Here is a 23,267-nt window from a genome sequence, read left to right on the forward strand (position 1 = left end):
ATGGACACCGTGGGGGCGGGGGCCGGCGCCGCGGGAACGCGCCGTCGGCAGCTCATCGGGCCGGAGACGTACGAGATGGTGTTCGGCACCGTCTACACGGGGCTGATGACGAACCTGCTCCTGGCGATCGCGTGCCTGCCCCTCGTGGTGCTGGTCGCGGCGACCGACCCCACCGCGACCTGGCCGTACATCGCCCTGGCGGCGCCGCTGCTCGGCCCGGCACTTGCCGCGGCCTTCGCGGTGTTCGGCGCCTTCAGCTCCGACGGGTCGACGGCGGTGGTGCGCACCTTCGCGCGCGCCTGGCGCCGACACCTGCGCCGTGGCCTCGCGATCGGGGCGCTCGCGACGGGCGCCGTCGTCGTGGTCGCCGTCGACGTGGCCTTCTTCTGGGGCCGCACCCTCGGAGCGCTGGTGATCCCCGTGCTGGTCACCCTCGCTGTCGGGGCGGTACTGACCGCGGTCCTCGCCCTGGCCGCCGTGCCCGACACGGTCGGCGCCCGCCTGCGCGACGTACTCCTCGCGGCCCTCGTGCTCGGCAGCCGGCGCTGGTACCTCTCGGCGGGCGTCCTGCTCGTGCTCGGGCTGCTGCTGTCCGTCCTGGCGGTGCGCCCGGTCGTGGGCCTCGGCTTCGCGGCGGCACCGCTCCTGTACGCGGTATGGGGCATCTGCCGCTTCACGCTCCGGCCCCAACCCCCTCGTTGAGTGCTGGGTATTTGTTGGGAGACGGGCGTCTGCTCAACAAATACCCAGCATTCAACAGGCTAGAGGTGCGGAGCCACGTGCTTCTCGTAGCGGGTCAGCACCGTCGCTGCCGTCTGCCACGTCGGGCGGTCCCAGATCTCCTCGTTGAAGATCTCGGTCTCTACGTCACCCTCGTAACCCGCGTCGCGGACCCAGCCCGTGATCGTCGCGAAGTCGATGTACCCGTCGCCGACGTGCCCGCGCGAGTTCAGCGGCTCCGCCGCGAGCGGCAGCACCCAGTCGCACACCTGGTACGACGCGATGCGGTCCTCCCGGCCCGCCCGGGCGATCGACTTCCTGAGCGAGGGGTCCCACCACACGTGGTACGTGTCGACCACGACGCCGACCTCGGACGCCGCGAACGGCGCCGCCAGGTCCAGCGCCTGGGCGAGGGTGGAGATCACCGCCCGGTCGGCCGCGAAGATCGGGTGCAGCGGCTCGAGCACGATCCGCACGCCGTGCTCGGCCGCGAACGGCACCAGGTCGGCGATCCGGTCGGCAACGCGGCCGCGCGTGGCGACGAGGTCGCGGTCCACGCCGGACGTCGGGGCACCGCCCGGCGTCGACCCGACGAGCCCGCCGACGACGAAGACCAGCTCCGAGGTGCCGATCGTCGCGGCCTCCTCGATCGCCAGCTTGTTGTCGTCGAGCGCGGCGCGGATCCCGGCGTCGTCGGCGGCGGTGAGGAACCCGCCGCGGCACAGGGACGACGCGCGCAGCCCGGCGTCGGCGATGATGCGGGCCGCCTGCGGCGCGCCGACGTCCTGCACCAGGTTGCGCCACGGCCCGACCGCTCCGAAGCCCGCGGTGGCCGCCGCCTCGCACGCCTCGGCGAGGGACGCGTGCTTGACGGTCGCGGTGTTCAGCGAGGCGCGGCTCATGCGGTCACCCCGTACGTCGTCAGGAGGGCCCGGAGCCGTGCGGCGGCCAGCGGCGGGTCGAGGAGCATGCCGCAACCGTCGGCCAGGCGGGCCAGCTCGACGAGATGGCGCAGCGACCGGCCGGAGTGCAGCCCGCCCACCAGGGAGAACCCGGGCTGGAACCCGTTGAGCCAGGACAGGAAAGCGATCCCGGTCTTGTAGTAGTACGTGGGCGCGGCGAAGATGTGCCGGCCCAGCGCCTCGGTCGAGGCCAGGATCTTGTGCCCGCCCTCGGTATCACCGGCGTCGAACGCCTGCAGTGCCGTCGAGGCGGCGGGGTAGATCGCGGCGAAGATGCCGAGCAGCGCGTCGGAGTGACCCTGCTCGTCGCCCGCGATGAGCTCGGGGTAGTTGAAGTCGTCACCGGTGTACAGCCGGACGTCGGAGGCGCCCGACGACAGCTCGGCCAGCGAACGGCGCAGGCCCACCTCGTGGTTCGCGTCGAGCAGGGACACCTTGACGCCGTCGATCCGCGGCTGGTGCGCCCGGATCAGGTCGAGGAACGTCGCCGTGGCATCGTCCACGGAGTCCGAGCCCCAGTAGCCGGCCAGCGCCGGGTCGAACATGGTGCCCAGCCAGTGCAGGATCACCGGCTGCTCGGCGTCGGCGAGGACCGCGTCGTACACGAGGGCGTAGTCCTCGGGCCCGCGGGCGACCTTCGCCAGCGCACGTGAGGCCATGACGATGACCTGCGCCCCGGCGTCCTGTACCAGGTGGAGCTGCTCGAGGTACGCGTCGGCCACCGCGGCCAGGCCCGCGTTGCCGGGCTCCAGCCCGGCGACGACGTCGGGCGTGAGCTGGTCGGTGCCGGCACCGCAGGCGACGCGCGCGCCCACGGAGGCGGCCTCGGCCGCCGAACGCCGCACGAGCTCCTGGGTCGCTGCCCAGTCCAGTCCCATGCCGCGCTGCGCGGTGTCCATCGCGTCGGCGACGCCCAGACCGTGCTCCCAGATGCGGTGCCGGTAGGCGAGCGTGGAGTCCCAGTCGACGACGGCGGGCGCGCCCGGGACGTTCTCCGCCCCGACCTGCGGTACCACGTGGGCCGCCGCGAAGGCGATGCGGGACTCGATGGGGCGCGACGGCTTCGTCCAGGGGCCGGGAGCGCTCAGCTCGACGGTCTCCGAACCGGTGACCCGGCCGTCGCCGTCGAACACGGGGAACGCGACTGTCGGGGCGCTCACAGTGTGATCTCCGGGATGTCGAGCCGGCGGCCCTCCGCGGACGACTGCAGGCCGAGCTCGGCGAGCTGCACGCCGCGGGCCGCCGACAGCAGGTCGTAGCGGTGCGGGCGCCCGGCGACGACGTCGCGCAGGAACTCCTCCCACTGCAGCTTGAAGCCGTTGTCGAGGTCGGCGTTCGCGGGCACGTCGAGCCACTGGTCGCGGAACGGCTCGGTGACCGGCAGGTCCGGGTTCCACACGGGCTTGGGCGTGTGCGAGCGGTGCTGGGCGCGGCACTCGCGCAGGCCGGCGACGGCGGAGCCGTGCGTGCCGTCCACCTGGAACTCGACGAGCTCGTCGCGGAACACGCGCACGGCCCAGGACGAGTTGATCTGCGCGACGACGTCGTCCCCGTCCGGGGTGGTGACGTCGAAGATGCCGTACGCGGCGTCGTCGGCGGTGGCGGCGTACTCCTTGCCGGACTCGTCCCAGCGGGTCGGGATGTGCGTGACCGTCTTGGCCGTCACCGTCCTGACCTGCCCGAGGATGCCCTCCAGCACGTAGTTCCAGTGGCAGAACATGTCGGTGGTCATGCCACCGCCGTCCTCCTTGCGGTAGTTCCAGGAGGGCCGCTGGGCGGCCTGCGAGTCGCCCTCGAACACCCAGTAGCCGAACTCGCCGCGCAGCGAGAGGATGCGGCCGAAGAAGCCCTCGTCCACGAGGCGGCGCAGCTTCACGAGGCCCGGCAGGTACAGCTTGTCGTGCACGACGCCGACGGTCACGCCGGTCTCCGCCTGGAGCCGCGCGAGCTCGATCGCCTCGGCGAGAGTCTCCGCCGTCGGCTTCTCGGTGTAGACGTGCTTGCCCTGCCGCATCGCCTTGGACAGCGTCGCGGGGCGCAGGTTCGTCATGGCGGCGTCGAACACGATGTCGGCGTCACCGATCGCCGTGTCCAGGTCGGTGGTCCAGTGCTCCACGTCGTGCAGCGTGGCGAGCTCCTTGAGCTTGTCCGCGTTGCGGCCCACCAGCACGGGCTCGACCTGGACCCGCGAACCGTCGGGGAGCGTGACGCCACCCTGGTCGCGGATCGGCAGGATCGAGCGCACGAGGTGCTGGCGGTAACCCATGCGGCCGGTGACGCCGTTCATGGCGATGCGAAGTGTGGTCACGGGCGGGACTCCATCGTCGTGGCTTGGGAATGCGCTTTCCCGGAAAGCGTAGCGCACGACTCGCGGTGAGTACATGCGCCCTCAGCGTGCGGTTCGGCCGACCGTCCCCGGCGTGGAGTCGCGGAGGACCACCTCGCCGCGCACCGGTGCGGGCGTCTCGTCCTTGCGGCCGAGCGCCAGCGCGGTCGCCGCCTCGCTGATCTCGTCCAGGGGGATGCGCACGGTCGTGAGCCTGGGGGACACGTCGCGCAGGGTGTGGATGTCGTCGTACCCGGCCACGGCGACGTCGTCCGGCACGCGCAGGCCCGCGTCGCGGACGGCGGCCATGGCGCCCACGGCCATGACGTCGTTGACCGCGAACACCACCTCCGGTGTCTCCGCGGCCACAGCCTCGGCGGACGCCGCCCGCCCGAGCAGCGCCGTCATCGCCTCGTGGCCGCCGTCCCTCGTGAAGCTGCCGCGCACGACGTCGCGGTCGGGTACCGGGCAGCCCAGCTCGACGAGCGCGCTCAGGAAACCGCTCGTCCGGTCGGCAGCGGTGCGCAGCCCGGGCGGTCCCGCCAGCACCCCGAACCGGCGATACCCGATCTGGTGCAGCGCCCGCGCGAGATCGCCCGCGCCCCCCGCGTTGTCGATCTCCACCACGGGCAGCCCGCCCACGGCCTGCCCGATCGTCGCTACGCCGCCCCCGGCCTGCTGGAACGTGGTCAGCGCCTGTTCCAGCGCGCCGGCCTCGCGCTGCAGCCGGTCCACGACCTCCGCCGGGTGCGTCCCCGGCAGGGCCTCGGGCGGCACCCTGCGGCTACCGGCGAGGATGATCGCGCGGGACCGCTGCCGCCGGGCGAGCTCGACGAAGGCGAGCTCCCGTTCGGGGTTGTGCTCCGTGGAGGACAGCGTGACGATCAGGCCCTCGCGCTCGGCGGCGCGGGCGACGCCGGCCGCGATGGTCGAGAAGTACGGGTCGGCGATGTCGTGCACGACGAGCCCGAGCGCCGACGTCCGGCCGCGGGCCATGGCCTGCGCGCTCGGGTCCGGCGAGTAGTCGAGCCGGCGTGCCGTCTCCAGGACACGCTCGCGCAGGTCCGCGCGGACGCTGCGGGTGGCGCTCCCGTTGATGGCGCGCGACGCCGTGGCTAGTGAGACGCCGGCCTCTCGGGCGACCTGGCTCAGGGTGACGGGGGCGTCGGACATGAGGTCATCTTGCCGTGTCCGACGCCCCTGTGGTCATCGGGTCAGACGCGGAGCGGCTTCAAGGCTGCTTCGCGGTGGGTGCGTTCGATGATCGTCGAGTAGCCGGCGATCATGCGGATGTGGCTGAAGCGGGGGCGGACGGCGGTCCGGGCCGACTCCAGCTCCTCGCGCCGGGCGGCGGCCTCGATCCAGGTCGCGGCGATCTCGGCGGGGTCGAACGACGTCACGAAACCTATGCGGTCCACTATCGACGGCGCGTCGCCCACAGGGGTCGTGACCGGTACCGCCCCGCACATCGAGCCCTCGATCAGGCACAGGGGCGCGGCCTCACCGAACGTCGAGGTGAGCGCGACGACGTCCGCCGTCGCGTAGATGAGCTCCATGTCGTGCCGCACACCCAGCAGGTCCACATGGGCCAGCAGGTCGGGCCGGTCGCCGAAGATACGGGCGAGGTCGGCCTGCAGTGCCGGGTTGGCCGACGTCATCCCGGCACCACACATCAGCACGTGGCCATCGGGCTCGAGCTCGAGGAACGTGCGGGCCGACCGGAGGAAGAGCTCGGGGTTCTTCATCTCGTCGTACCGCGCGGCGTAGACGACCACCGTCGCGTCGCTCGGCACCCCTGCCGCACCTCGCAGGGCCAGCCGGCGCGCGCCCTGGACCGGGCGGAACCGGGCGAGGTTGATGCCGTTCGGCACCACGCGGAGCAGGTCGGCGGGTACGCCGGCCTCGCGGTACGCGTCCCGCGTCGACTCCGCACAGCAGACGACGGCGGCGAGCCGGCCGCGGTCCGCCGCGGTCAGCAGGTCGTCGAGGGCGTCGCCCTGGTGCTCGGGGTCCGACCGGTGCAGGCACGCGATGACGGGACGGTTCGGGAACGCGTCCTGGTTCACGAGCCGGAGCGGCTGCTCCTTGAGCGACAGCACCACGTGCGAGCTCTCGGCCTGGCGCACGGCGGCCGCCAGCTCCGTCTCCGTGAAGGTACGCGGGTCGTGGCCCGCGTCGGTGCTCCGGCCCAGTGAACCGATCCGGACGCCCGCGGCGCGCAGAGCGCGGTACCGGGGGTCGTCCTCCATGCGCTGGAGGGTGGCCTCACGCCTGACCTCGTGGTGCAGGCTCAGCACAGAATGCTGCTGACGACCGCCCTGATGCAGACCGGCGACCACCGTCGAGTGCAGGACACGAGCCCCGCCACTGAAGAAGCCCTCGTACAGCGAGAGCACACGCAAGCTGTTGCGCTGGATCACAGACACCACCTCCTGCGCCCAGGGTGAGGCCTGAGCATGTGGGGTACGTGGCAATTCGGTTACGCGAGGATTACGTGTTCGAGGACTTTTGCACAAGGAGGTTGCGGATGTCCTTCTCCGCCTGGGCGGGTGAAGTCTCCCGGCAGCCCAGCGCGACCCACCGCTCGATCATCGCAGGCTCGGCACGCAGCAGCGAGGTTCCGCGGCGCAGCAGCGTGCCCAGCGGTTTGCGGGCCTCGGCGACGTCCCGCAGGAACCGGAACCAGAAGGTGACCAGCCGCGGCCGGGACAGGCAGATGGCGTCCGCGAGCAGGCCTTCGGCGCGGCAGACGTCGACCAGCTGCGCCGCGAAGATGCCCTCCGCGAGGACGAGCGGCGAGTCGCCGATGTCGAGCCGGCGGATGCCCGTCCGGCGCGACGTCGGGATGTCGTACACCGGGACGTCGGCGCGGCCCTCGGTCACGAGCTCGTGCAGCGCGGCGAGCGCACCCTTGCCGTCCCAGGTCTCGGGGCTGTCCCAGTCCACGCTGCCGTACCGCTGCGGCAGGCCGGGATGGTCGATGTCCAGGTAGAAGTCGTCGAGCTGCACCACCGGCAGCCCGAGGCGCTGCGTGAGCGACGTCTTGCCCGACCCCGAGGGTCCGGTCAGCAGCACCACGCGTGCCCGGGGACGCCGGGCACCCGGCGGGAGGTCGAAGAGGGTGGGCTCGGGCGCTGGGTCGGTCACGAGAGGCAATTCTCCCGCACACGGCCCGCTGCGCGCGCCGTCGGTCGCGGGCGCGAACACTTTCGTGTGCTCGCGGCGATACAGGGGTGACAGTGGGTGCGGCGAGGCGAAGGAGAAGCGATATGAGACACGTTCGTACCGGGCCGACGGCGGGACGGCCGACGTGAGCGCGGAGACGGTCCCGCGGCTGAGCACATGGGCCGGCGCCACGGTCCCGATCGGCGTGGTGACTGCTCCGCAGATCATGACCGACGCCGCGGTGATCGCCGCCGCCGACCAGGACTCCGAGCGGTTCGCGATGCTCTACGACAGGTACGCGGCCGGTCTGTACCGGTACGCCTACCGGCGCGTCGGGGGCGAGCACGCCGAGGACGTGGTGGCGGAGACCTTCGCCGTGGCGTTCCGACGCCGGAACACGTACGACCGCTCGCGGCCGGACGCCCGGCCCTGGCTCTACGGGATCGCCACCAAGGAGATCGCGCGGTGGCACCGGTCGGAGGAGGCGCGGCTGCGGGCCTGGGCCCGCTCCGACGTCGGACACACCGAGGAATCGCCGGCGGACCGGGTGGCCGAGCGCGTGAGCGCGAGCGCCGCACGACCGGAGCTGGCAGAGGCACTGCGACAGCTCGCCCCGGGCGACCGGGACGTGCTGCTCCTGGAGGCCTGGGGCGACCTCACCCAGGAACAGATAGCGCAGACGCTGGGCATCCGGCCGGGTACCGCCCGGTCGCGGCTGCACCGCGCACGACGACGGGTACGAGCCGCGCTCGGCGCGGGCGCGACGGACGAGCTGGAGGCGGGACGATGACCGACGAGATGACGATGCTGCGAGACGCCGGGACGGAGCTGGACCCGCCGGGCGGGGCGCCCGCGGCGCTGCGCGAGCGAGTGGTTGCCGGGTTCGTGCCCGACGGCGGCGCGGCGGGTGCCCCTGGCGCCACGTCGCGGGCTGCGGTCGGCGACGTGATCCGGATGCGCAGGCCGGGCCGGCGGCTCGCCCTGGTTGGCGGGGTAGCGGCGTCCCTGGCGGCAGCACTGGTGATCGCGCCGAGCCTCGGGCTGGGCGGGTCGGGCGAGGGTGAGGAGGCGGGCCTGCCGATCAGCGCCGCAGCAGCGGCGGTGCTGCAGGAGGCGGCGGCGGTCGAGGCGGAACGCGAGCCGTGGGCTCCGCGGCCGGACCAGTTCGTGTACCGGAACGTCGTCGAGACGCTTGATGTGACGGCGGAGCCCCTGGAGGCCGGGCACGTCGAGAGCTGGCGGTCGGTCGACGGCCAGCACGCTGGGCTGAGCAAGGGCTGGACCGTGCAGGGCGAGGATCCGGTTTCGTCCCCGCTCGAGCCGTGCGCCGAAGGCACCGAGGAGTGGTGCGTGAACGTGCCGGCCATTCCGGCCGACATCCCGGTGGATGGAGACCCCGACGTGATGCTGCGGTACCTCCGGGATACCGCGGGGCCGCCGCCGGAGGACGTTCCGGAGCCGCTGCCCGACAGCGCGACGTTCGTGCGAGCGGCGGACCTCCTGGCGATCGGCAGCCTGCCGCCCCAGGCGCGGAGCGCGCTCTTCGAGGCGGTCGCGCTGATCCCGGAGGTGACGGTCACGGGCGACGCCATCGACGCGGCCGGCCGGCCGGGCGTGGCGGTCGGGCTCACGTACGCCGGCGGCGACCGGGACGAGCTCATCTTCGACCGCGAGACGAACGAGTTCCTGGGCGGCCGCCAGGTCCGGTCGCCGGACGAGCTCGCGGACCGCGCGGGGTGGGCGCTCCTGGAGTCCGGTGTGGTGGACAAGGTGGGCCAGAAGCCCTGAGCCCTCCGCGGGTGATCGGTAGAAGGTCAGGTGATCGGCAGCTCAGACTGCCGATCACCTGACTTCTTGCCGATCACCCGCCCAGTTGCGGCCCGCCGCGCTGATAGCGGCCCGGCGTGGTGCGCAGGAGGCGGCGGAAGTGCCTCGTGAGGTGCGCCTGGTCGTGGAACCCGGTGGCGACGGCGACGTCGGCCGCGGGCTCCCCGGCCAGGAGCCGACGGCGGGCCATGTCGAGCCGCCGTCCGACCAGGTACCGGTGGGGCGGGAGGCCGAGCTCCCGGGTGAACGCGCGCACCAGGTGCGGCACCGTGACGCCGAGCTCGGCGGCGACCTCGGCCAGCCGGACCGGCCGCGTGGGGTCGGCGTCGAGCAGGTCGCGGGCCCTCCTCGCGGTAGTGGTGGTGTCGGGTTCGCGCGGCGGCGTCGGCCGGCCGGAGAGGTGCCAGGCCAGACCCTCCGTGACCAGGGCGAGCAGGCTCTCGGCCGCGAGGTCCTCGCGCACGGTGAGTGCTCGGTCCAGGCCGACGAAGCGGGCGCGGAGCGTGTCGTCGAGCACGAGCGGCGCGTCGACGGCGCGGCCGACCAGGCCGTCGTCGAGCACCCTGGGCTCCAGGTAGAGCACGCGCTTGCGGAAGCCGGCGGCGGTCACCGACCGCCCGTCGTGCACGACTCCGGGCGGGAGCACGGTGACCCCGGTGTGCTCGGCCGCGTGCTCCTGCCCGTCCAGGCCGTAGCCGATCAGGCCGCGATCGACGATCAGCACGGTCCAGGTGTCGTGGGTGTGGGCCGGGTAGGCGTGCTCGTGCCAGGCGGCGTGGAGCACCTCGGCGATGCCGGGGAGCCCCGGCCGCCAGGCGCGCACGACATCCGGACTCATGATCAAGAACGTACAAGATCCGCGGGGCCGGACGACCGCAGTGTGAGCGGTATGACCTTCGAACAAGCCAAGATCGTGATCGTGCTGCGGGACGACCTGCTGGGCTGGCAGGAGAACAACGTGACCGCCTTCCTGTCCAGCGCCGTGACCGCCGCCTACCCGGAGCTCGTGGGGGAGGCGTACCGCGACGCGGACGGCGGCGAGTACCTCGCGATGCTCGGCACCCCGGTCATGGTCATGGTGGCCGACGGCGACCAGCTCGCCACGATCCGTGAGCGCGCCGCCACGCGGGGGCTCCGGATCGGCGTCTACACGGCGGACCTGTTCGCGACGGGGAACGACGTCGACAACCGGGCCGCCGTCGCGAGCGTCGCCACCGAGAAGCTCGACCTGGTCGGGGTCGCGGTGGCGGGTGAGCGGCGCGTCGTGGACAAGGTGGTCAAGGGCGCAAAGCTGCACCCCTGACGCCCGTCAGGACACCAGCACCACGTGGAGGGTGCGGGGGCCGTGGACGCCCTCCACGCGTTCCAGCTCGATGTCGCTCGTCGCGCTCGGGCCGCTGATCCAGGTCAGCGGGCGGCCGGGCGCGGCGCCGAGCAGCCGCACCGCCTCGGGGACGGTCTGCACCACCTGGTCGGTCCGGACCACGCACACGTGCACGTCGGGGACCAGGGAGATCGCGCGCCGGCCCTGGTCGGGCTCGCCGTCCAGCACTATGGTGCCGGTCTCGGCGACGGCGACCCGGGCGGCGGTGATCACGGCGTCCACCCCGTCCAGCTCGGCCGCCGACAGGGGCGCGTCCCGCGAGTCGCTCCGCACGTCGGCGTCGTCGATGGCGGACAGCCAGGCACTGTCCAGCCCGTGGGGCACGACGACGCCGCGCCGCTCGGCGGGCCGGGGCGCGGCCAGCCGAGCCAGCAGCGGCGGGAGCTCCGCGGGCGTCGCCCGGTGCACCTCGGCCTTGTAGTCCACCAGCCGGTCGATCAGCAGCTCCAGCACGACGTCGGACCCCGGGGCGTGCTCGCCGGCGGACCGGTACTCGCGGGGTACCACCGTGGGGGCCGCCGTCGTCTCGTCCGAGCCCAGCGCAGCCCGGATGCGCGACAGGATCTCGCCCTTGGCGTCGGTCATCGCCCGTCCTCTCGTGCGTCCCACCAGTCGTGGAACGTCTGCTTCGGCGGTTCCGGGAGGTCCCGCGACCGGGTCCACAGCGAGCCGGGGAACGGCAGCCGCCGGATCACGCCGTTGCGGGAGATCGCGCGCAGCAGCCGGGGGACCCGGGCCGCGCGGCGGAACCGTCCGCCGTCCGCCATCGCGAAGGACGCCGCCTTCATCGCGGCCTTCCAGACCCGGTCAGCGGTCTCGGGCGCCGCCCCCGACAGGGCCACCTCGCGGGCGCGCAGCTCCACGAGGATCGACGGGATGTCGATCTTGACGGGGCACACCTCGTAGCAGGCGCCGCACAGCGTGGACGCGTACGGCAGGTCCGACTTCTCACCAGTGAGCTGCGGCGTGAGGATCGCGCCGATCGGGCCCGGGTAGACCGAGCCGTAGGCGTGGCCGCCCACCCGCTCGTACACGGGGCAGACGTTGAGGCACGCCGAGCAGCGGATGCAGTGCAGCGCCGAGCGCCCCGCCTCGTCGGCGAGCACCTTGGTACGGCCGTTGTCGAGCAGCACCAGGTGGAACTCCTGCGGTCCGTCGCCCGGGGTGACGCCTGTCCACATCGACGTGTACGGGTTCATCCGCTCGCCCGTCGAGGATCGCGGCAGCAGCTGCAGGAACACCTCGAGATCGTCGAACGTGGGGATCAGCTTCTCGATCCCCATCACGGTGATCAGGGTCTCGGGCATCGTCAGGCACATGCGGCCGTTGCCCTCGGACTCCACGACGGCGAGCGTCCCGGTGTCCGCGACGGCGAAGTTGGCGCCGCTGATCGCCACCTTCGCGGAGAGGAACTTGCGCCGCAGGTGCGCACGGGCCGCCATGGCGAGTTCGCGGGGCACGTCGGTCAGGTCGGGCGGGGCGTCCGCCATCCGCTCCAGGAAGATGTCGCGGATCTCCGTGCGGTTGCGGTGGATGGCCGGCACCAGGATGTGCGAAGGCATGTCGTCGGCGAGCTGCACGATCAGTTCCGCGAGGTCGGTCTCGACCGCCGCGATGCCCTCCTCGGCGAGCGCCTCGTTGAGCCCGATCTCCTGGGTGGCCATGGACTTGACCTTGACCACCTCGTCGGTGTCCTTGGCGCGCACCAGGTCAGCGACTATCCGGTTGGCCTCCGCGGCGTCCCGCGCCCAGTGCACCACCCCGCCGCGCGCGGTCACGTTGCGTTCGAGCTCCTCGAGCAGCTCCGGCAGCCGTGCCATGACGTCGGTCTTCACCGCTGACCCGGCGTCCCGCAGCGCCTCCCAGTCGGGCACCTCGCCGACCACGCGGGCCCGCTTGGTCCGGATGGTCGACGTCGCCTTGCCCAGGTTGCGCCGCAGCTGGCCGTTGTCGAGCGCTGCCTTCGCGGCGTCGGGGAACGAGGCGCCCCAGTGCAGCGGGTCCTCCGGACGCCCGACGCCGGACAGGGTCCCGGGCGCGGCGTCCGGGCTCGGACCGCGGCTGTCGCGCGCGGAGGGCATACCGAGGAACGTGCTCATCGGGCCACCTCCTGCTGGGGGCGGCCCGCGTCCGGCTGCCCCGGGACCACGGGCGACTCCCGCGTGGAGGCGAGGATCTCCGCCAGGTGCATGGGCCGCACGCCCGTGCCGCCGCGCGAGAGGCCGCCGCCGATATGCATCAGGCACGACCAGTCGCCCGCGGTGAGCACCTCGGCGCCCGTGTCGACCACCGTGGCGACCTTGTCCTGGAGCATCGCCGCGGACGTGTCCGCGTTCTTCAGCGAGAACGTCCCGCCGAACCCGCAGCAGCCCTCGGCCTCCGCGAGCGGGGCGAGCTCCAGCCCCTCGACCGCCCGCAGGAGCCGCTCGGGCTTGTCGCCCACGCCGAGCATCCGCAGCGAGTGGCACGTGGGGTGGTAGGTGACCCGGTGGGGGAAGTAGGCCCCGACGTCGGTCACGCCGAGCACGTCGACCAGCAGTTCGGACAGCTCGTACGTACGCTCGGCGACGGCGCTCGCGGCCCGCGCCTCCGAGTGCAGCCCGGCGCGCTCCAGGACCATCGACTGCTGGTGCCGGATCGACCCCGTGCACGACCCGGACGGCACGACGACGGCGTCCCACTCGCCGTCGGCCACGGGGGCGAACGTGCGCACGTGGTTCTGGACCACCGGGACGGCCTCGGCGAGGTAGCCGGTGTTGACGTGCATCTGGCCGCAGCATGCCTGACCTGCCGGGAACACCACCTCGTGGCCCAGCCGCTCCAGCAGCGTGACGACGGCCCTCGGGGCCTGCGGGAACATGGCGTCGGCGATGCAGGTGGCAGCCAGGGCGATGCGCATGGGCACTCTCCTTCGAGGTCTTACCTCACCATAGCCCACTGTGGACAGACCACAGAAGTACAATCGCCCGGTGAGAACCCACGAGCGCGTCCTGGCCCAGATCGAGACAGGCCTGGCCGCCGGCAAGTGGTCGATCGGTGAACGGCTCCCGGCGGAGCGGGCGCTCGCGGAGGAGCTGGGGGTGTCCCGCCCGTCCGTGCGCGAGGCGATCCGCATCCTCGAGGCGATGGGGATCGTGCGCACCGCCGTCGGCTCGGGCCCCAGCGCGGGGGCCACCCTGATCGACCGTCCCGCGGCGGGCCTCGGCGCGGCGGTCCGGCTGCACGTGGCGTCGGGCACGCTGCCCGTGTCCGACGTCGTCCGCACGCGCGTGCTGCTGGAGGCCGGCGCCGTGCGCGACGCGGCCGAGCGAGCGAGCGACGACGCCGCGCTGGCGCGGGCGCGTGAGCACGTCGAGGCGATGGCGGACCCCGCTCTCGACGCCACCGCCTTCCTGGAGCACGACCAGGACTTCCACATCGAGCTGGCCCGCCTGGGCGGGAACCAGCTCGTCGAGGCCATCCTGAGCGGTATGCGGGCCGCCGTCGCCTCGTATGTGGCGGCGGGCGCGGAGGCCGTCGAGGAATGGCCCAGGACGGCCGCACGCCTCTGCGCGGAGCACCGCGCGATCCTGGACGCCGTCACGCGGCACGAGGCCGCCGAAGCCGAACGCCTCATGCGCTCCCACATCGAGACCTACTACCGCGAGACGGGCCTGGGCGAGCGCTGACCTGTCAGACGCCCGACGACGTGTCAGATGCACAGGTCACCCGGGTGACCTATGCGTCTGACACGTCAGCGAGCGTCTGACACGTGCTCGGGCGTGGTCGCCTGCACCACGGTGCGGCACGGGTCGTCGTCCGGGCCCGTACCCGTGGCGGCGCGCTCCAGGAGATGGCGGAGCAGCAGGCGCTGCTCCGGCTCGAGCCCGGAGAGGAGCTCCTCCTCCGCGGCGGCGACGCGGGCCTGCATCGCGGCGAGCACCTCGAGGCCCTTGTCCGTGGCGACGATGCGCCGCGCGCGCCGGTCGGCCGGGTCTAGCTGCCGCTCGACGAGCCCGCAGCCCTCGAACGCGTCCAGCAGGTAGGTCATCACTGTGCGGTCGATGCCCAGGGTGGCGGCGAGCGCCGCCTGGCTCGGCAGGTTGCCGTGCACCACTGCCGTGAGCAGCTGGTAGCCGCGCGTGCCCTGCGGCAGGTCGTCGGCCGCGGCGTCGACCCGGGCGCTCCAGTCGCGCAGGAGCGCGGCGAGCGACCAGCCGAACAGGGAGTGCTGGTCCGTGCGGGTCTCGGTGGGCGTGGTGCTCATGCCCCCCATCCTACGGGAAATGTGCGGTCTCTCAGAAGAGTTGTTGCTAATATCATCTTTTGAACAGACGATCGGCCGCGAGATGCGGCGGACGAGGCGACACGAGGGACATCGCACGCATGACCGACTACGGGCACGAGCTGCTCTTCGGCACGTTCATCACCCCTACCAACAGCGACCCGCAGGCGCCCGTCCGGCTGGCGCAGCTCTCCGAGCAGCTGGGCCTCGACCTGGTCACCTTCCAGGACCACCCGTACCAGCCGTCGTTCCTCGACACGTGGACCCTGATGTCCTGGGTCGCCGCGCAGACCGAGCGCATCCACATCTCCGGGAACGTGCTCAACCTGGGTATGCGCCAGCCGGCCCTCGTGGCCCGCTCGGCCGCGAGCCTCGACCTGCTCAGCGGCGGCCGGTTCGACATGGGCGTGGGCGCGGGCGGCTTCTGGGACGCGATGGCGGCGATGGGCGCGACGCGCCGCACGCCCGCCGAGTCCGTGGACGCCCTCGAAGAGGGCATCGAGATCATGCGCGGTATCTGGGACGCGACCAACCGCACCCCGCTGCGCGTGCCCGGGCAGTTCCACCGGGTCGACGGCGCCAAGCGCGGCCCCGCTCCCGCGCACGACATCCCGATCTGGCTCGGCGCGTACAAGAAGCGGATGCTCCGCCTCACCGGTGCGAAGGCCGACGGCTGGCTGCCCTCCCTGCCCTACTTCAAGGAGGGTGACCTCGCCCGGGGCAACGCGACCATCGACGAGGCCGCCCAGGAGGCCGGGCGCTCGCCGAGCGAGATCCGCCGCCTGCTGAACCTGGGTGGGGCTATCACCGACCGCTCGTCGGGCCCGCTGCAGGGTCCGGCCGACCAGTGGGTCGAGGAGCTCACGCTCCTGGCGCTGGAGGACGGCGTCAGCGGGTTCATCGTCATGGGTGACGACCCGGACCAGATCCGGGCGTTCGCGCAGGACGTGGTCCCGGCGGTGCGGGAGGCCGTGGCGGCGGAGCGCCGGTCGGCCGGCACGGTACCGGCGTCCGCCCGCCGCGGCGCGGTGGCGCTGACCGCGCGACGGCAGGGGATCGACTACGACTCGCTCCCGCCGGAGCTGGCGGCGCGGGCGGTGGAGCCGGGCGACCGCGAGTACGAGGCGGTGCGGCACAACTACCTGCGCTCCGGCGCTCCGGGCCTCGTGCTGCGGCCGCAGGGGGTGGACGAGGTCGCCGCGGGCCTGGCCTGGGTGCAGAAGCAGGGCGTCGAGTTCGCCGTCCGCTCGGCCGGGCACGGGATCTCCGGCCGGTCCACGAACGACGGTGGCGTGGTGCTCAGCATGCGGGGCATGCGGACGGTAGAGGTGGTCGACGAGGCCACGCGCCGCGTGCGGATCGGCGCGGGGGCCACCTGGGGCGAGGTGGCGGCGGCGCTCGCGCCGCGCGGCTGGGCCATCACGTCGGGCGACTACGGCGGCGTGGGCGTCGGCGGGCTCGGCACCACCGGCGGCATCGGGTTCCTGGGCCGGCTGCAGGGCCTGACGATCGACCACGTGGTCGCGGCCGAGGTGGTCACTGCCGACGGCCGCGTGCTGCACGCCTCCCGCGACGAGCACCCCGACCTGTTCTGGGCGCTGCGTGGCGCCGGCGGGAACATGGGCGTCGTGACCTGGCTGGAGATCGAGGCCGGCGCCGTCGGAGACGTCGTCTTCTCCCAGATGACGCTCGACGCGACCGACACCGCGGGGCTCCTCGAGAAGTGGGGCGCCGCCGTCGAGGCGGCCCCGCGCGGGCTGACGTCGAACATCATCATCGCTCCCGGGCGCGGCGGTCAGTCGCCGATGGCGCAGCTCATGACCGTGTTCGCGGCAGAGGGAGCCGACGCCGACCCGGACGAGGCGATAGCCCAGCTGGAGCTGCTCGCCGAGGCCGGGCCGCTGCTCGGGCATCAGGCGCAGCTCGTGCCCTACTCGGGCGTGGTGCGCCAGGAAGATGCCCACCACTCGGGCGGCGGTGACCCGTCGGCCCGGTCGGGTCTGCTCACGCATCTCGACCAGTCCACGAGCCGGGCGATCGAGCGTCTGCTGGGTTCGCGGGAGTCGTATTTCATGGCGGTCCGGGCCACGGGCGGCGCGACGAACGACGTCGCACCCGACGCCACGGCCTACGCGCACCGGCACCAGAACTTCAACCTCTCGGCGCTCGGATCGAGCCAGGACCGGCTCAACCAGGCGTGGGACACCGAGATCGGGCCCGTGATGGAGGGCTCGTACCTCTCCTTCGACACCGACAGCCGGCCCGAACGGCTGCTGGAGGCGTTCCCGGAGCCCACGTTCTCCCGGCTGCGCACGGTCAAGGCCACGTACGACCCGTCGAACGTGTTCCGGACCAACTTCCCGATCCCGCCGACGGAGTAGCCCCCTTGGCACGGCGGCTGTGGATAACCTCGCGTGGGTGTCAGTGGAGCCCCGTAGGTTCGACAGCGTCCGGAACGGCCGGACACAGACACCACGATCACCGCAGGGGTACGCATGAACCTTGTCGCCGCCTCGCGCCTGGCGCGCGAGCTGATGGACCAGCACGGCCTGAAGGCCTGGACCTTCGAGTTCGACGACGCCGTCCGGCGCGCCGGGATGTGCAGCTACGGCAAGAGGCGCATCAGCCTCTCCGCGCCGCTCACCCGCATCCATGACGAGCGGGAGGTGCGGGACACGATCCTGCACGAGGTGGCGCACGCGCTCGCGGGTCCGAAGGCGAAGCACGGGCCGGCCTGGCGCGAGGTGGCGGTGCGGATCGGGTGCTCGGGCCGGCGGTGCGTCGACCCGTCAGCGCCGTCCATCGACGGTCCATGGGTCGGGGCGTGCCCGGCCGGCCACCGGACGACGCGGTTCCGCCGCCCGCCGGGCATCATGTCCTGTCGGTCGTGCCGTCCGCGGTTCGACCTGGCCAACCTGGTCGCGTGGACGTACAAGGGCCGCAACGCGGCGATGGGTGAGCGGTACGACGCCCAGCTGCGCGGCGCGCTCCGCGAGGTGGGCGAGACGGTGGAGACAGGGCCGGGGGCCGAGGAGCGCGTGGTGCGGGCTGCCCGGGAGCGGGTCCCGGGCCTGGCCGTGGAGCCGTTCGACCTGAGCGCGTTACGTTGATCCCATGGCTACGTCGCCCGTCATCGCACTCCCGCCCGGCGCTGCCGGCTCCCGCATCATCGGTCTCGGTCACCACCAGCCACCGAGGACGCTCACGAACGATGACATCGCCGGCCTGGTGGAGACCAACGACGAGTGGATCCGGTCGCGTACCGGCATCGTCACCCGCCACGTAGCGGCCGACGACGTCACCGTCGCGGACATGGCCACCGCCGCCGCCGAGCACGCGCTCGCCGACGCAGGTGTGACGGCGGACGAGGTCGACCTGGTGATCGTCGCGACGGCGACCAACGACGACCGCTCGCCCAACACCGCCGGGCGGGTCGCGTACGCGTTGCACACCGGGGTCCAGCCGGGGGCCTCGACGCCGGAGGGCGAGGAGGCGCCGGACCTGCGGAACGTCGTGGGTCCGGCGGCCATCGACATCAACGTGGCGTGCTCGGGTTTCGCGCACGGGATCGGCCTGGCCGACCAGGCGATCCGCACGGGGTCGGCGCGCACGGCCCTGGTGATCGGCTCCGAGAAGCTGACCGCGTACACCGACTGGACCGACCGTTCGACGTGCATCCTCACGGCCGACGGCGCGGGCGCCGCGGTGCTGCGGGCCGCTGACGTACCCGCCGTCGGACCGGTGGTGTGGGGCTCGGAGCCGGAGCTCACGCCCGCGGTGCGCATCGAGGCGCCGGAGGTCAAGTTCCAGCAGGACGGCCGGGCGGTCTTCAAGTGGGCGATCACACGCGCCGCCGACCGGGCACGAGAGGTCGTGGCCCGGGCCGGGCTGAGCCTCGACGACATCGAGGTGCTGGTCGCGCACCAGGCCAACCTGCGGATCATCGAGCCGCTGGCCAAGGCGCTCGGGATGGAGGGCAAGGTCGTGGTCACGGACATCACGGAGTCGGGCAACACGTCGGCGGCGTCGATCCCGCTGGGCCTGTCCAAGTGGTGGCATGCGGGCAGGATCCCGGCGGGTGTGCCCGCTCTGCTGTTCGGGTTCGGTGGCGGGTTCGCGTGGGCCGGCCAGGTGGTGCTGACGCCCGAACGGTGAGTCCGGACGGCGGGCCGGAGGGCATGGACAGCGCTTTCCCAGCGCCGTATCGTTTCAGTCCCATCCCTCCCACCCGACGTCGACGACGACCGAAGGAGCTCTTCACCGATGCCCGAGCCGACCACTGAGCCCACCATCGAGCCGACCACCGAGCCCATCACCGGTCCGACACAGGAGCCCGTGCCGCCGGCGGGCCCGCTGCCCGAGGGGCGCCGCCGCTACGCCGTGGTCGGAACGGGGCACCGCGCGTCCATGTACATCAACGCACTGATCGGCACGCACGCGCCGGACGGAGAGATCGTCGCCTGGGTCGAGCCCAACCCGGTGCGCGCAGCGGTGTACGAGGCGCGTGTGGCGGCCGCGCTCGGGGGCATCCGGCCCGTGTACGCGCCGGACGACCTCGAGAAGGCGATCGCCGAGCAGTCGGTCGACCGCGTGATCGTCACCTCGATCGACCGCACGCACGGTGATCTGGTGGCGCGCGCGCTGCGGGCCGGCGCCGACGTCGTCGTGGAGAAGCCCCTCGCGGCCCACCCCGACCAGGCTCGCCAGATCGTGGATGCCGTCGCCGAGACGGGGCGCGACCTCGTCACGACGTTCAACTACCGCTACTCGCCCCGCAACAGCGCGCTGCGCCAGGTCATCGCGAGCGGCGAGATCGGTCGCGTGCTGTCGGTGCACTTCGACTGGGCCCTCGACACGGTGCACGGCGCCGACTACTTCCGGCGCTGGCACCGCGAGAAGATCAACAACGGTGGCCTGCTGGTGCACAAGTCGAGCCACCACTTCGACCTGGTCAACTGGTGGATCGACGGTGTGCCGCAGCGCGTGTTCGCCACCGGCGGCCGGCGCTTCTACGGCGACGACGGTGCGCACGAGGCCGGCTACGAGCCCACCGACGCCGAGCGCGCGCTGAACGAGCGCGGCATCGACCCGTGGCAGCTCTCCGTGGAGAAGAACGAATGGCTGTCCGCGCTGTACGGGTCCGAGGCTCAGGCGGTCGACGGTTACGTGCGCAACCGGTCGGTGTTCGACGAGGGGATCACCACCGAGGACACGCTGGGGCTCGTCGTCGAGTACGAGGGCGGCGCCCTGCTGACCTACTCGCTCACCGCGCACGCGCCCTGGGAGGGCTACCGCGTGGTGGTCAACGGCACGCGCGGCCGGGCGGAGCTCGAGGTCGTCGAGCGTGGTTCGGTGGAGTTCGGCGAGAACGACGCGGCGATCCTCGACCCGAGCGCGACGGAGGTGTTCGCCACGGACCCGGTACGGCCGATCGGCGAGCGGCTCGTCGTGCAGCGGCACTGGGAGCGCGCCGAGGAGCGTCCCATCGTGCGCGGGGGCGGCGGGCACGGCGGGGGCGACGCCCTGCTCCTGGCCAGCGTGTTCGCGCCGCCGGCGGAGCCGGACCCGCTGGGCCGGGTCGCGGGGTACGTCGACGGCGTGCGCGCGTCGTCGGTGGGGTACGCGGGCAACCGCTCGCTGGAGACGGGTGACCCGGTCCGCACAGCGGACCTCGATCTGGGCGTCTGACCCAAGCTCCGCGAAGTAGAGCGCGTGTCCGGACACACGCTCTACTTCGCGGAGCTGGCGGGGTTACCTCGGCAGGTCGGAGTCCAGGACGCCCGCGCCCGCGAACGTCGTGACCACCCACGGGACCGCCGCCGCAGGCAGCGGCCGGTACCGGTACGCGTCGGACGGCGCCCAGCGGGCCTCCTCGGCGAGCGGGGTCGCCGCCGTCGCGTTGTACGCCGCCAGCAGGTCCGCCCGCCGCCCGTTCAGCAGGGTGCCCGACTCGCTGATCATCGTGCCGCCCCACCCGGCGATCACCTTCGCCGGGCTCGACCCGCGCGCCAGCGAGACCGCGTTGTTCTCGACGACGAGGCTCGACTCCTTGCCCGCGCCCCAGTAGTACTGGAACACGTCAGCGTCCTGTCGTCGGGTCTGCCGGTAGTAGTTGTTGTAGACGTGCACGTCGCCGAACCGGACACGCGGCGCGCGCTGCCCGATGTCCTGCCAGTAGTTGTGGTGCAGCGTCACGCGGTGCTGCCCGCGGTCCTGGAGGCGCGAGTCGGACGAGCCGATCAGCATCGTCTTGTCGTGGTTCAGGAACCTGTTGTACGACACCGTCACCAGGTCGGAGCCGTGCGTGATGTCGAGCAGGCCGTCGTGCACCTCGAACGGCCGCCCGAAGACCACGGGAAGCGACTCGACGGGGTGCGCGCCGTCGTCGAACGTGGAGTGGTCCACCCACACGCTGGTCGACGTCCACAGCGACACGTTGTCGTAGGCCGAGTTCCAGTTGCCGGCGTCGCCGTCGTCCGGGCTCCACTGCGGGAAGCAGTCGTAGCCGTCGGAGAACCGCATGTTCCGGAGGATGACGTTGTGCGCGTCCCGGACCCGGACGTTCGCCCCGGAGATCTGGGCGTCGTCACCCACGCCGACTATCGTCACGTTCGAGCCGACGTGCTGCTGCGTCTGGGCCGCCTGCACGCTCGCGGCCCTGACTCGCGCCTCCTCCAGCGGGCCGGACGGGTCGGTCCAGCCCCACGGCCCGGACGGGTCGTAGTGCGCGATGTAGTCGTCCATCGAGAACGGCTCGCCGGTGTCCCCGACAGTCACCTGCGCGGCGAAGTCCTCGCAGGCCAGCCGGGTTCCGTCCGCCGCGGTGAAGGCATCCACCTCGCCCGTGACGTACACGATCCGCGGGACCTGGTTGGTGCGGGCGTCGGTCTGGCTGCCGCCCGCCCGGCCGGCGAGCGCGTCCCGCAGCTCCTGCCAGGTGTCCACCTCGTAGACCTCGGTCGGTGCGGCCGCCGCGCCGCCCGTTGTGGGCGTGGCCTGCCGCTCCACGCCCTCGGGGAACGTGGGGCCGGACCAGGCGGCCCACCCGTCGTCGGCCCCGATGGTCTCGCGTCCCAGGTCAGCGTGGTGTCCGCGCCCCGGGTGTCCGCCCGAGGCATGGCCGACGGCGGTCGCCGTCCCTACGGTGGGGCTCGCCGCGGCCGGCTGCCCGACGGCGACCAGCGCGCCGGCCATGCCGACGGTGAGCGCCAGGGGCAGCACGAACGAACGGGTGAGAGGGCTGCCGGCCGGCAGCGCGAGGGCGTTCCCCGATGTCGGGCCGACGGCGCGGCGCGGGTGCGGGGATGGTCGTGTTCGCATGTGACTCCTTCGTCCATGACACCGGCCGCCCGCCATGGGAAACCGGTTTCTCACACGATGTCAGCCAGCCCGCTCCACCACAAGACCCGAAGATCAGGACGTGCGGGATTCACCCGGCAGCACGGCCCCCGTGGCGGCCGCGGTCACCCGGTGAGCGCGCCGACGGTCACCAGGACGGGTACGCACAGCGCCGTCGTCCAGACCGTCGCGCGGGCCGCGACGCCGTCGAACACCCCGTACCGGGTGGCGTACGTCGTGACGTTCACCGCGGTGGGCAGCGCGGCCATGGTGACGACGAGCGCAAGGGCCGCCGGGTCGAGCCCCACGGCGTTACCGACGACCCATGCCACGAGCGGGTGCAGGACGTTGCGTACCAGGACGGCGAGAGCGACCACCGCTTGCACGAGCAGCCGGTCGCGGCCCGTCCACCAGGGGGTCGACACCGGAGCCGTCGGTGCCGCGTCCGTGCCTGCCGCGTCCGTGCCTGCCGCGTCCGTGCCTGCCGCGTCAGTGCCTGCCGCCGGCGTGAGCGGCGGCATCGGCACCGCGAGCGTCATGCCGAACGTGAGCAGGCCGAGGGGTGGTGCCGCCGCGCCGATCAGGTCGAAGGGGATCAGGGCGACCTCGGGCAGCCGCGCCCCGGTCAGCTCGCTCACCACCGCGACCAGCAGCCCGGCGAGCGTGCCCACCGTTATGGGGTTCCGGACGGCCGCGAGCAGCACGCGGACCACCGACGTCCAGCCGGACCGCGCTGTGGTCCGGCGCGCACCGGCTCCCGCGTTCCCCGGCGCACCGGCCCCCGAGCGATCGAGCACCGCGAGCGTCAGCGGCGCCAGCACGAGCAGCTGGAAGAGCAGGGTGGGCACCACGGCGAGCGCGTCGTCGAACAGGTAGACCGCGAGCGGGATGCCGATGTTGCCGCCGTTGACGTAGACGGCGGCGAGCGTCGTCACGGCGGTCGGGCCTGCCGGGAGCCGCAGCACCCACCGGGCCACCGCCGCCGTGAACAGGGCGAGCGCCGCGGTGGTGGCCCAGGTGACGGCGGCCCCGCGCGAGACGACGTGCGCGAGGTCGGTGCCGGCCAGCGTGCTGAACATCAGCGCCGGGGCGCAGATCGTGAACGACAGCGTCGCCAGGATCGCGCGCGCTCCCGCGCCGTCTGAAGCCCCGTCGCCGGGGACGTCCCGGCTGGTGCTGCGGGTGATCCGATGGCCGGCGAGCAGGCCCCGCCGCTGGATCACCCAGCCGAGCGCGACCACGCAGCCCATGGAGACGATGGCAGTCAGGACGGACAACACA

At 72.8% G+C, this 23,267-nt stretch carries 22 protein-coding genes; 9 read left to right on the forward strand and 13 right to left on the reverse strand.

Translation table 11 applies throughout. From position 1 onward, the window contains the following. Positions 1-702, forward strand: coding sequence for a DUF624 domain-containing protein (locus ACQEVI_RS13880; RefSeq protein WP_432899702.1), 702 nt, complete (start codon positions 1-3; stop codon positions 700-702). Positions 703-761: 59 nt separating this feature from the next. On the opposite strand, the gene ACQEVI_RS13885 is transcribed toward ACQEVI_RS13880, so the two are convergent. The 6 genes from ACQEVI_RS13885 to ACQEVI_RS13910 form a co-directional block, all read right to left on the reverse strand. After that, positions 762-1,622 carry a sugar phosphate isomerase/epimerase family protein gene (locus ACQEVI_RS13885; protein ID WP_432899705.1) on the reverse strand — a complete coding sequence of 287 codons (861 nt, stop codon included), beginning with the start codon at positions 1,620-1,622 and terminating at the stop codon, positions 762-764. After that, positions 1,619-2,842 carry a dihydrodipicolinate synthase family protein gene (locus ACQEVI_RS13890; RefSeq protein ID WP_432899708.1) on the reverse strand — a complete coding sequence of 408 codons (1,224 nt, stop codon included), beginning with the start codon at positions 2,840-2,842 and terminating at the stop codon, positions 1,619-1,621. The genes ACQEVI_RS13885 and ACQEVI_RS13890 overlap by 4 nt, the downstream gene beginning before the upstream one ends. Beyond that, positions 2,839-3,969, reverse strand: a complete 1,131-nt coding sequence (locus ACQEVI_RS13895) for a Gfo/Idh/MocA family protein (RefSeq protein ID WP_432905934.1) — start codon at positions 3,967-3,969, stop codon at positions 2,839-2,841. Before ACQEVI_RS13895 ends, ACQEVI_RS13890 begins: the two co-directional genes overlap by 4 nt. A gap of 102 nt (positions 3,970-4,071) precedes the next feature. Then, the gene (locus ACQEVI_RS13900) at positions 4,072-5,181 is read right to left on the reverse strand and encodes a LacI family DNA-binding transcriptional regulator (protein WP_432899710.1); all 1,110 of its coding nucleotides are present in this window, start codon (positions 5,179-5,181) and stop codon (positions 4,072-4,074) included. Positions 5,182-5,222: 41 nt separating this feature from the next. Then, positions 5,223-6,428, reverse strand: a complete 1,206-nt coding sequence (locus ACQEVI_RS13905; RefSeq protein ID WP_432899713.1) for a glycosyltransferase — start codon at positions 6,426-6,428, stop codon at positions 5,223-5,225. 70 nt (positions 6,429-6,498) lie between these two features. Further along, on the reverse strand, positions 6,499-7,155 hold the full coding sequence (locus tag ACQEVI_RS13910) for a uridine kinase family protein (RefSeq protein ID WP_432899715.1): 657 nt from the start codon (positions 7,153-7,155) through the stop codon (positions 6,499-6,501). 163 nt (positions 7,156-7,318) lie between these two features. Here ACQEVI_RS13910 and ACQEVI_RS13915 point away from each other — a divergent pair, with 163 nt between their 5' ends. After that, on the forward strand, positions 7,319-7,963 hold the full coding sequence (locus ACQEVI_RS13915; RefSeq protein ID WP_432899718.1) for an RNA polymerase sigma factor: 645 nt from the start codon (positions 7,319-7,321) through the stop codon (positions 7,961-7,963). Continuing rightward, complete coding sequence (locus ACQEVI_RS13920; RefSeq protein WP_432899721.1) at positions 7,960-8,961, forward strand: CU044_5270 family protein; 1,002 nt, start codon at positions 7,960-7,962, stop codon at positions 8,959-8,961. The genes ACQEVI_RS13915 and ACQEVI_RS13920 overlap by 4 nt, the downstream gene beginning before the upstream one ends. A 73-nt stretch (positions 8,962-9,034) precedes the next feature. Here ACQEVI_RS13920 and ACQEVI_RS13925 read toward each other — a convergent pair whose 3' ends face one another. Further along, positions 9,035-9,838: an AraC family transcriptional regulator gene (locus ACQEVI_RS13925; protein ID WP_432899724.1), complete on the reverse strand. Its 804-nt coding sequence runs from the start codon at positions 9,836-9,838 to the stop codon at positions 9,035-9,037. A gap of 51 nt (positions 9,839-9,889) precedes the next feature. On the opposite strand from ACQEVI_RS13925, the gene ACQEVI_RS13930 reads away from it, so the two are divergent. Further along, entirely contained in the window at positions 9,890-10,303 is a 414-nt protein-coding gene (locus ACQEVI_RS13930) for a DUF2000 family protein (protein WP_432899727.1), read from the forward strand. Positions 10,304-10,309: 6 nt separating this feature from the next. On the opposite strand, the gene ACQEVI_RS13935 is transcribed toward ACQEVI_RS13930, so the two are convergent. The 3 genes from ACQEVI_RS13935 to ACQEVI_RS13945 are packed head-to-tail and all read right to left on the reverse strand — an operon-like array spanning position 10,310 to position 13,283. Next, positions 10,310-10,969 (reverse strand): LutC/YkgG family protein, encoded by a 660-nt coding sequence (locus tag ACQEVI_RS13935; protein ID WP_432899730.1) that lies wholly within the window; start codon positions 10,967-10,969, stop codon positions 10,310-10,312. Then, complete coding sequence (locus ACQEVI_RS13940; protein WP_432899733.1) at positions 10,966-12,483, reverse strand: LutB/LldF family L-lactate oxidation iron-sulfur protein; 1,518 nt, start codon at positions 12,481-12,483, stop codon at positions 10,966-10,968. The genes ACQEVI_RS13935 and ACQEVI_RS13940 overlap by 4 nt, the downstream gene beginning before the upstream one ends. After that, positions 12,480-13,283 carry a (Fe-S)-binding protein gene (locus ACQEVI_RS13945; protein WP_432899736.1) on the reverse strand — a complete coding sequence of 268 codons (804 nt, stop codon included), beginning with the start codon at positions 13,281-13,283 and terminating at the stop codon, positions 12,480-12,482. The genes ACQEVI_RS13940 and ACQEVI_RS13945 overlap by 4 nt, the downstream gene beginning before the upstream one ends. Positions 13,284-13,353: 70 nt before the next feature. Here ACQEVI_RS13945 and ACQEVI_RS13950 point away from each other — a divergent pair, with 70 nt between their 5' ends. Continuing rightward, positions 13,354-14,052: a FadR/GntR family transcriptional regulator gene (locus ACQEVI_RS13950; protein WP_432899738.1), complete on the forward strand. Its 699-nt coding sequence runs from the start codon at positions 13,354-13,356 to the stop codon at positions 14,050-14,052. A gap of 65 nt (positions 14,053-14,117) precedes the next feature. Here ACQEVI_RS13950 and ACQEVI_RS13955 read toward each other — a convergent pair whose 3' ends face one another. Next, the gene (locus ACQEVI_RS13955; RefSeq protein WP_432899741.1) at positions 14,118-14,630 is read right to left on the reverse strand and encodes a MarR family winged helix-turn-helix transcriptional regulator; all 513 of its coding nucleotides are present in this window, start codon (positions 14,628-14,630) and stop codon (positions 14,118-14,120) included. Between the two features lie 119 nt (positions 14,631-14,749). Here ACQEVI_RS13955 and ACQEVI_RS13960 point away from each other — a divergent pair, with 119 nt between their 5' ends. From ACQEVI_RS13960 to ACQEVI_RS13975, 4 genes are all read left to right on the forward strand, one after another. Continuing rightward, positions 14,750-17,029, forward strand: a complete 2,280-nt coding sequence (locus tag ACQEVI_RS13960) for an LLM class flavin-dependent oxidoreductase (protein ID WP_432899743.1) — start codon at positions 14,750-14,752, stop codon at positions 17,027-17,029. 114 nt (positions 17,030-17,143) lie between these two features. Further along, positions 17,144-17,758, forward strand: coding sequence for a SprT-like domain-containing protein (locus ACQEVI_RS13965; protein WP_432899746.1), 615 nt, complete (start codon positions 17,144-17,146; stop codon positions 17,756-17,758). Between the two features lie 4 nt (positions 17,759-17,762). Beyond that, entirely contained in the window at positions 17,763-18,803 is a 1,041-nt protein-coding gene (locus ACQEVI_RS13970; protein WP_432899749.1) for a 3-oxoacyl-[acyl-carrier-protein] synthase III C-terminal domain-containing protein, read from the forward strand. Positions 18,804-18,911: 108 nt separating this feature from the next. Continuing rightward, positions 18,912-20,336, forward strand: coding sequence for a Gfo/Idh/MocA family protein (locus tag ACQEVI_RS13975; protein WP_432899751.1), 1,425 nt, complete (start codon positions 18,912-18,914; stop codon positions 20,334-20,336). A gap of 63 nt (positions 20,337-20,399) precedes the next feature. On the opposite strand, the gene ACQEVI_RS13980 is transcribed toward ACQEVI_RS13975, so the two are convergent. Further along, positions 20,400-21,968 carry a pectate lyase family protein gene (locus tag ACQEVI_RS13980; protein ID WP_432899754.1) on the reverse strand — a complete coding sequence of 523 codons (1,569 nt, stop codon included), beginning with the start codon at positions 21,966-21,968 and terminating at the stop codon, positions 20,400-20,402. Between the two features lie 143 nt (positions 21,969-22,111). After that, positions 22,112-23,263 (reverse strand): AEC family transporter, encoded by a 1,152-nt coding sequence (locus ACQEVI_RS13985; RefSeq protein ID WP_432899757.1) that lies wholly within the window; start codon positions 23,261-23,263, stop codon positions 22,112-22,114. Positions 23,264-23,267: the final 4 nt, after the last annotated feature.

This window comes from Promicromonospora sp. CA-289599 (assembly GCF_050936155.1).
GTDB lineage: Bacteria > Actinomycetota > Actinomycetes > Actinomycetales > Cellulomonadaceae > Promicromonospora.

Bases quoted from the DNA above. Each gene is read 5' to 3' on its own strand.
- ACQEVI_RS13880 (WP_432899702.1), top strand. From the start codon at position 1: ATGGACACCGTGGGGGCGGGGGCCGGCGCCGCGGGAACGCGCCGTCGG.
- ACQEVI_RS13885 (WP_432899705.1), bottom strand. From the start codon at position 1,622: ATGAGCCGCGCCTCGCTGAACACCGCGACCGTCAAGCACGCGTCCCTC.
- ACQEVI_RS13895 (WP_432905934.1), bottom strand. From the start codon at position 3,969: ATGAACGGCGTCACCGGCCGCATGGGTTACCGCCAGCACCTCGTGCGC.
- ACQEVI_RS13900 (WP_432899710.1), bottom strand. From the start codon at position 5,181: ATGTCCGACGCCCCCGTCACCCTGAGCCAGGTCGCCCGAGAGGCCGGC.
- ACQEVI_RS13920 (WP_432899721.1), top strand. From the start codon at position 7,960: ATGACCGACGAGATGACGATGCTGCGAGACGCCGGGACGGAGCTGGAC.
- ACQEVI_RS13925 (WP_432899724.1), bottom strand. From the start codon at position 9,838: ATGAGTCCGGATGTCGTGCGCGCCTGGCGGCCGGGGCTCCCCGGCATC.
- ACQEVI_RS13930 (WP_432899727.1), top strand. From the start codon at position 9,890: ATGACCTTCGAACAAGCCAAGATCGTGATCGTGCTGCGGGACGACCTG.
- ACQEVI_RS13935 (WP_432899730.1), bottom strand. From the start codon at position 10,969: ATGACCGACGCCAAGGGCGAGATCCTGTCGCGCATCCGGGCTGCGCTG.
- ACQEVI_RS13940 (WP_432899733.1), bottom strand. From the start codon at position 12,483: ATGAGCACGTTCCTCGGTATGCCCTCCGCGCGCGACAGCCGCGGTCCG.
- ACQEVI_RS13945 (WP_432899736.1), bottom strand. From the start codon at position 13,283: ATGCGCATCGCCCTGGCTGCCACCTGCATCGCCGACGCCATGTTCCCG.
- ACQEVI_RS13955 (WP_432899741.1), bottom strand. From the start codon at position 14,630: ATGAGCACCACGCCCACCGAGACCCGCACGGACCAGCACTCCCTGTTC.
- ACQEVI_RS13960 (WP_432899743.1), top strand. From the start codon at position 14,750: ATGACCGACTACGGGCACGAGCTGCTCTTCGGCACGTTCATCACCCCT.
- ACQEVI_RS13965 (WP_432899746.1), top strand. From the start codon at position 17,144: ATGAACCTTGTCGCCGCCTCGCGCCTGGCGCGCGAGCTGATGGACCAG.
- ACQEVI_RS13970 (WP_432899749.1), top strand. From the start codon at position 17,763: ATGGCTACGTCGCCCGTCATCGCACTCCCGCCCGGCGCTGCCGGCTCC.
- ACQEVI_RS13975 (WP_432899751.1), top strand. From the start codon at position 18,912: ATGCCCGAGCCGACCACTGAGCCCACCATCGAGCCGACCACCGAGCCC.
- ACQEVI_RS13980 (WP_432899754.1), bottom strand. From the start codon at position 21,968: ATGCGAACACGACCATCCCCGCACCCGCGCCGCGCCGTCGGCCCGACA.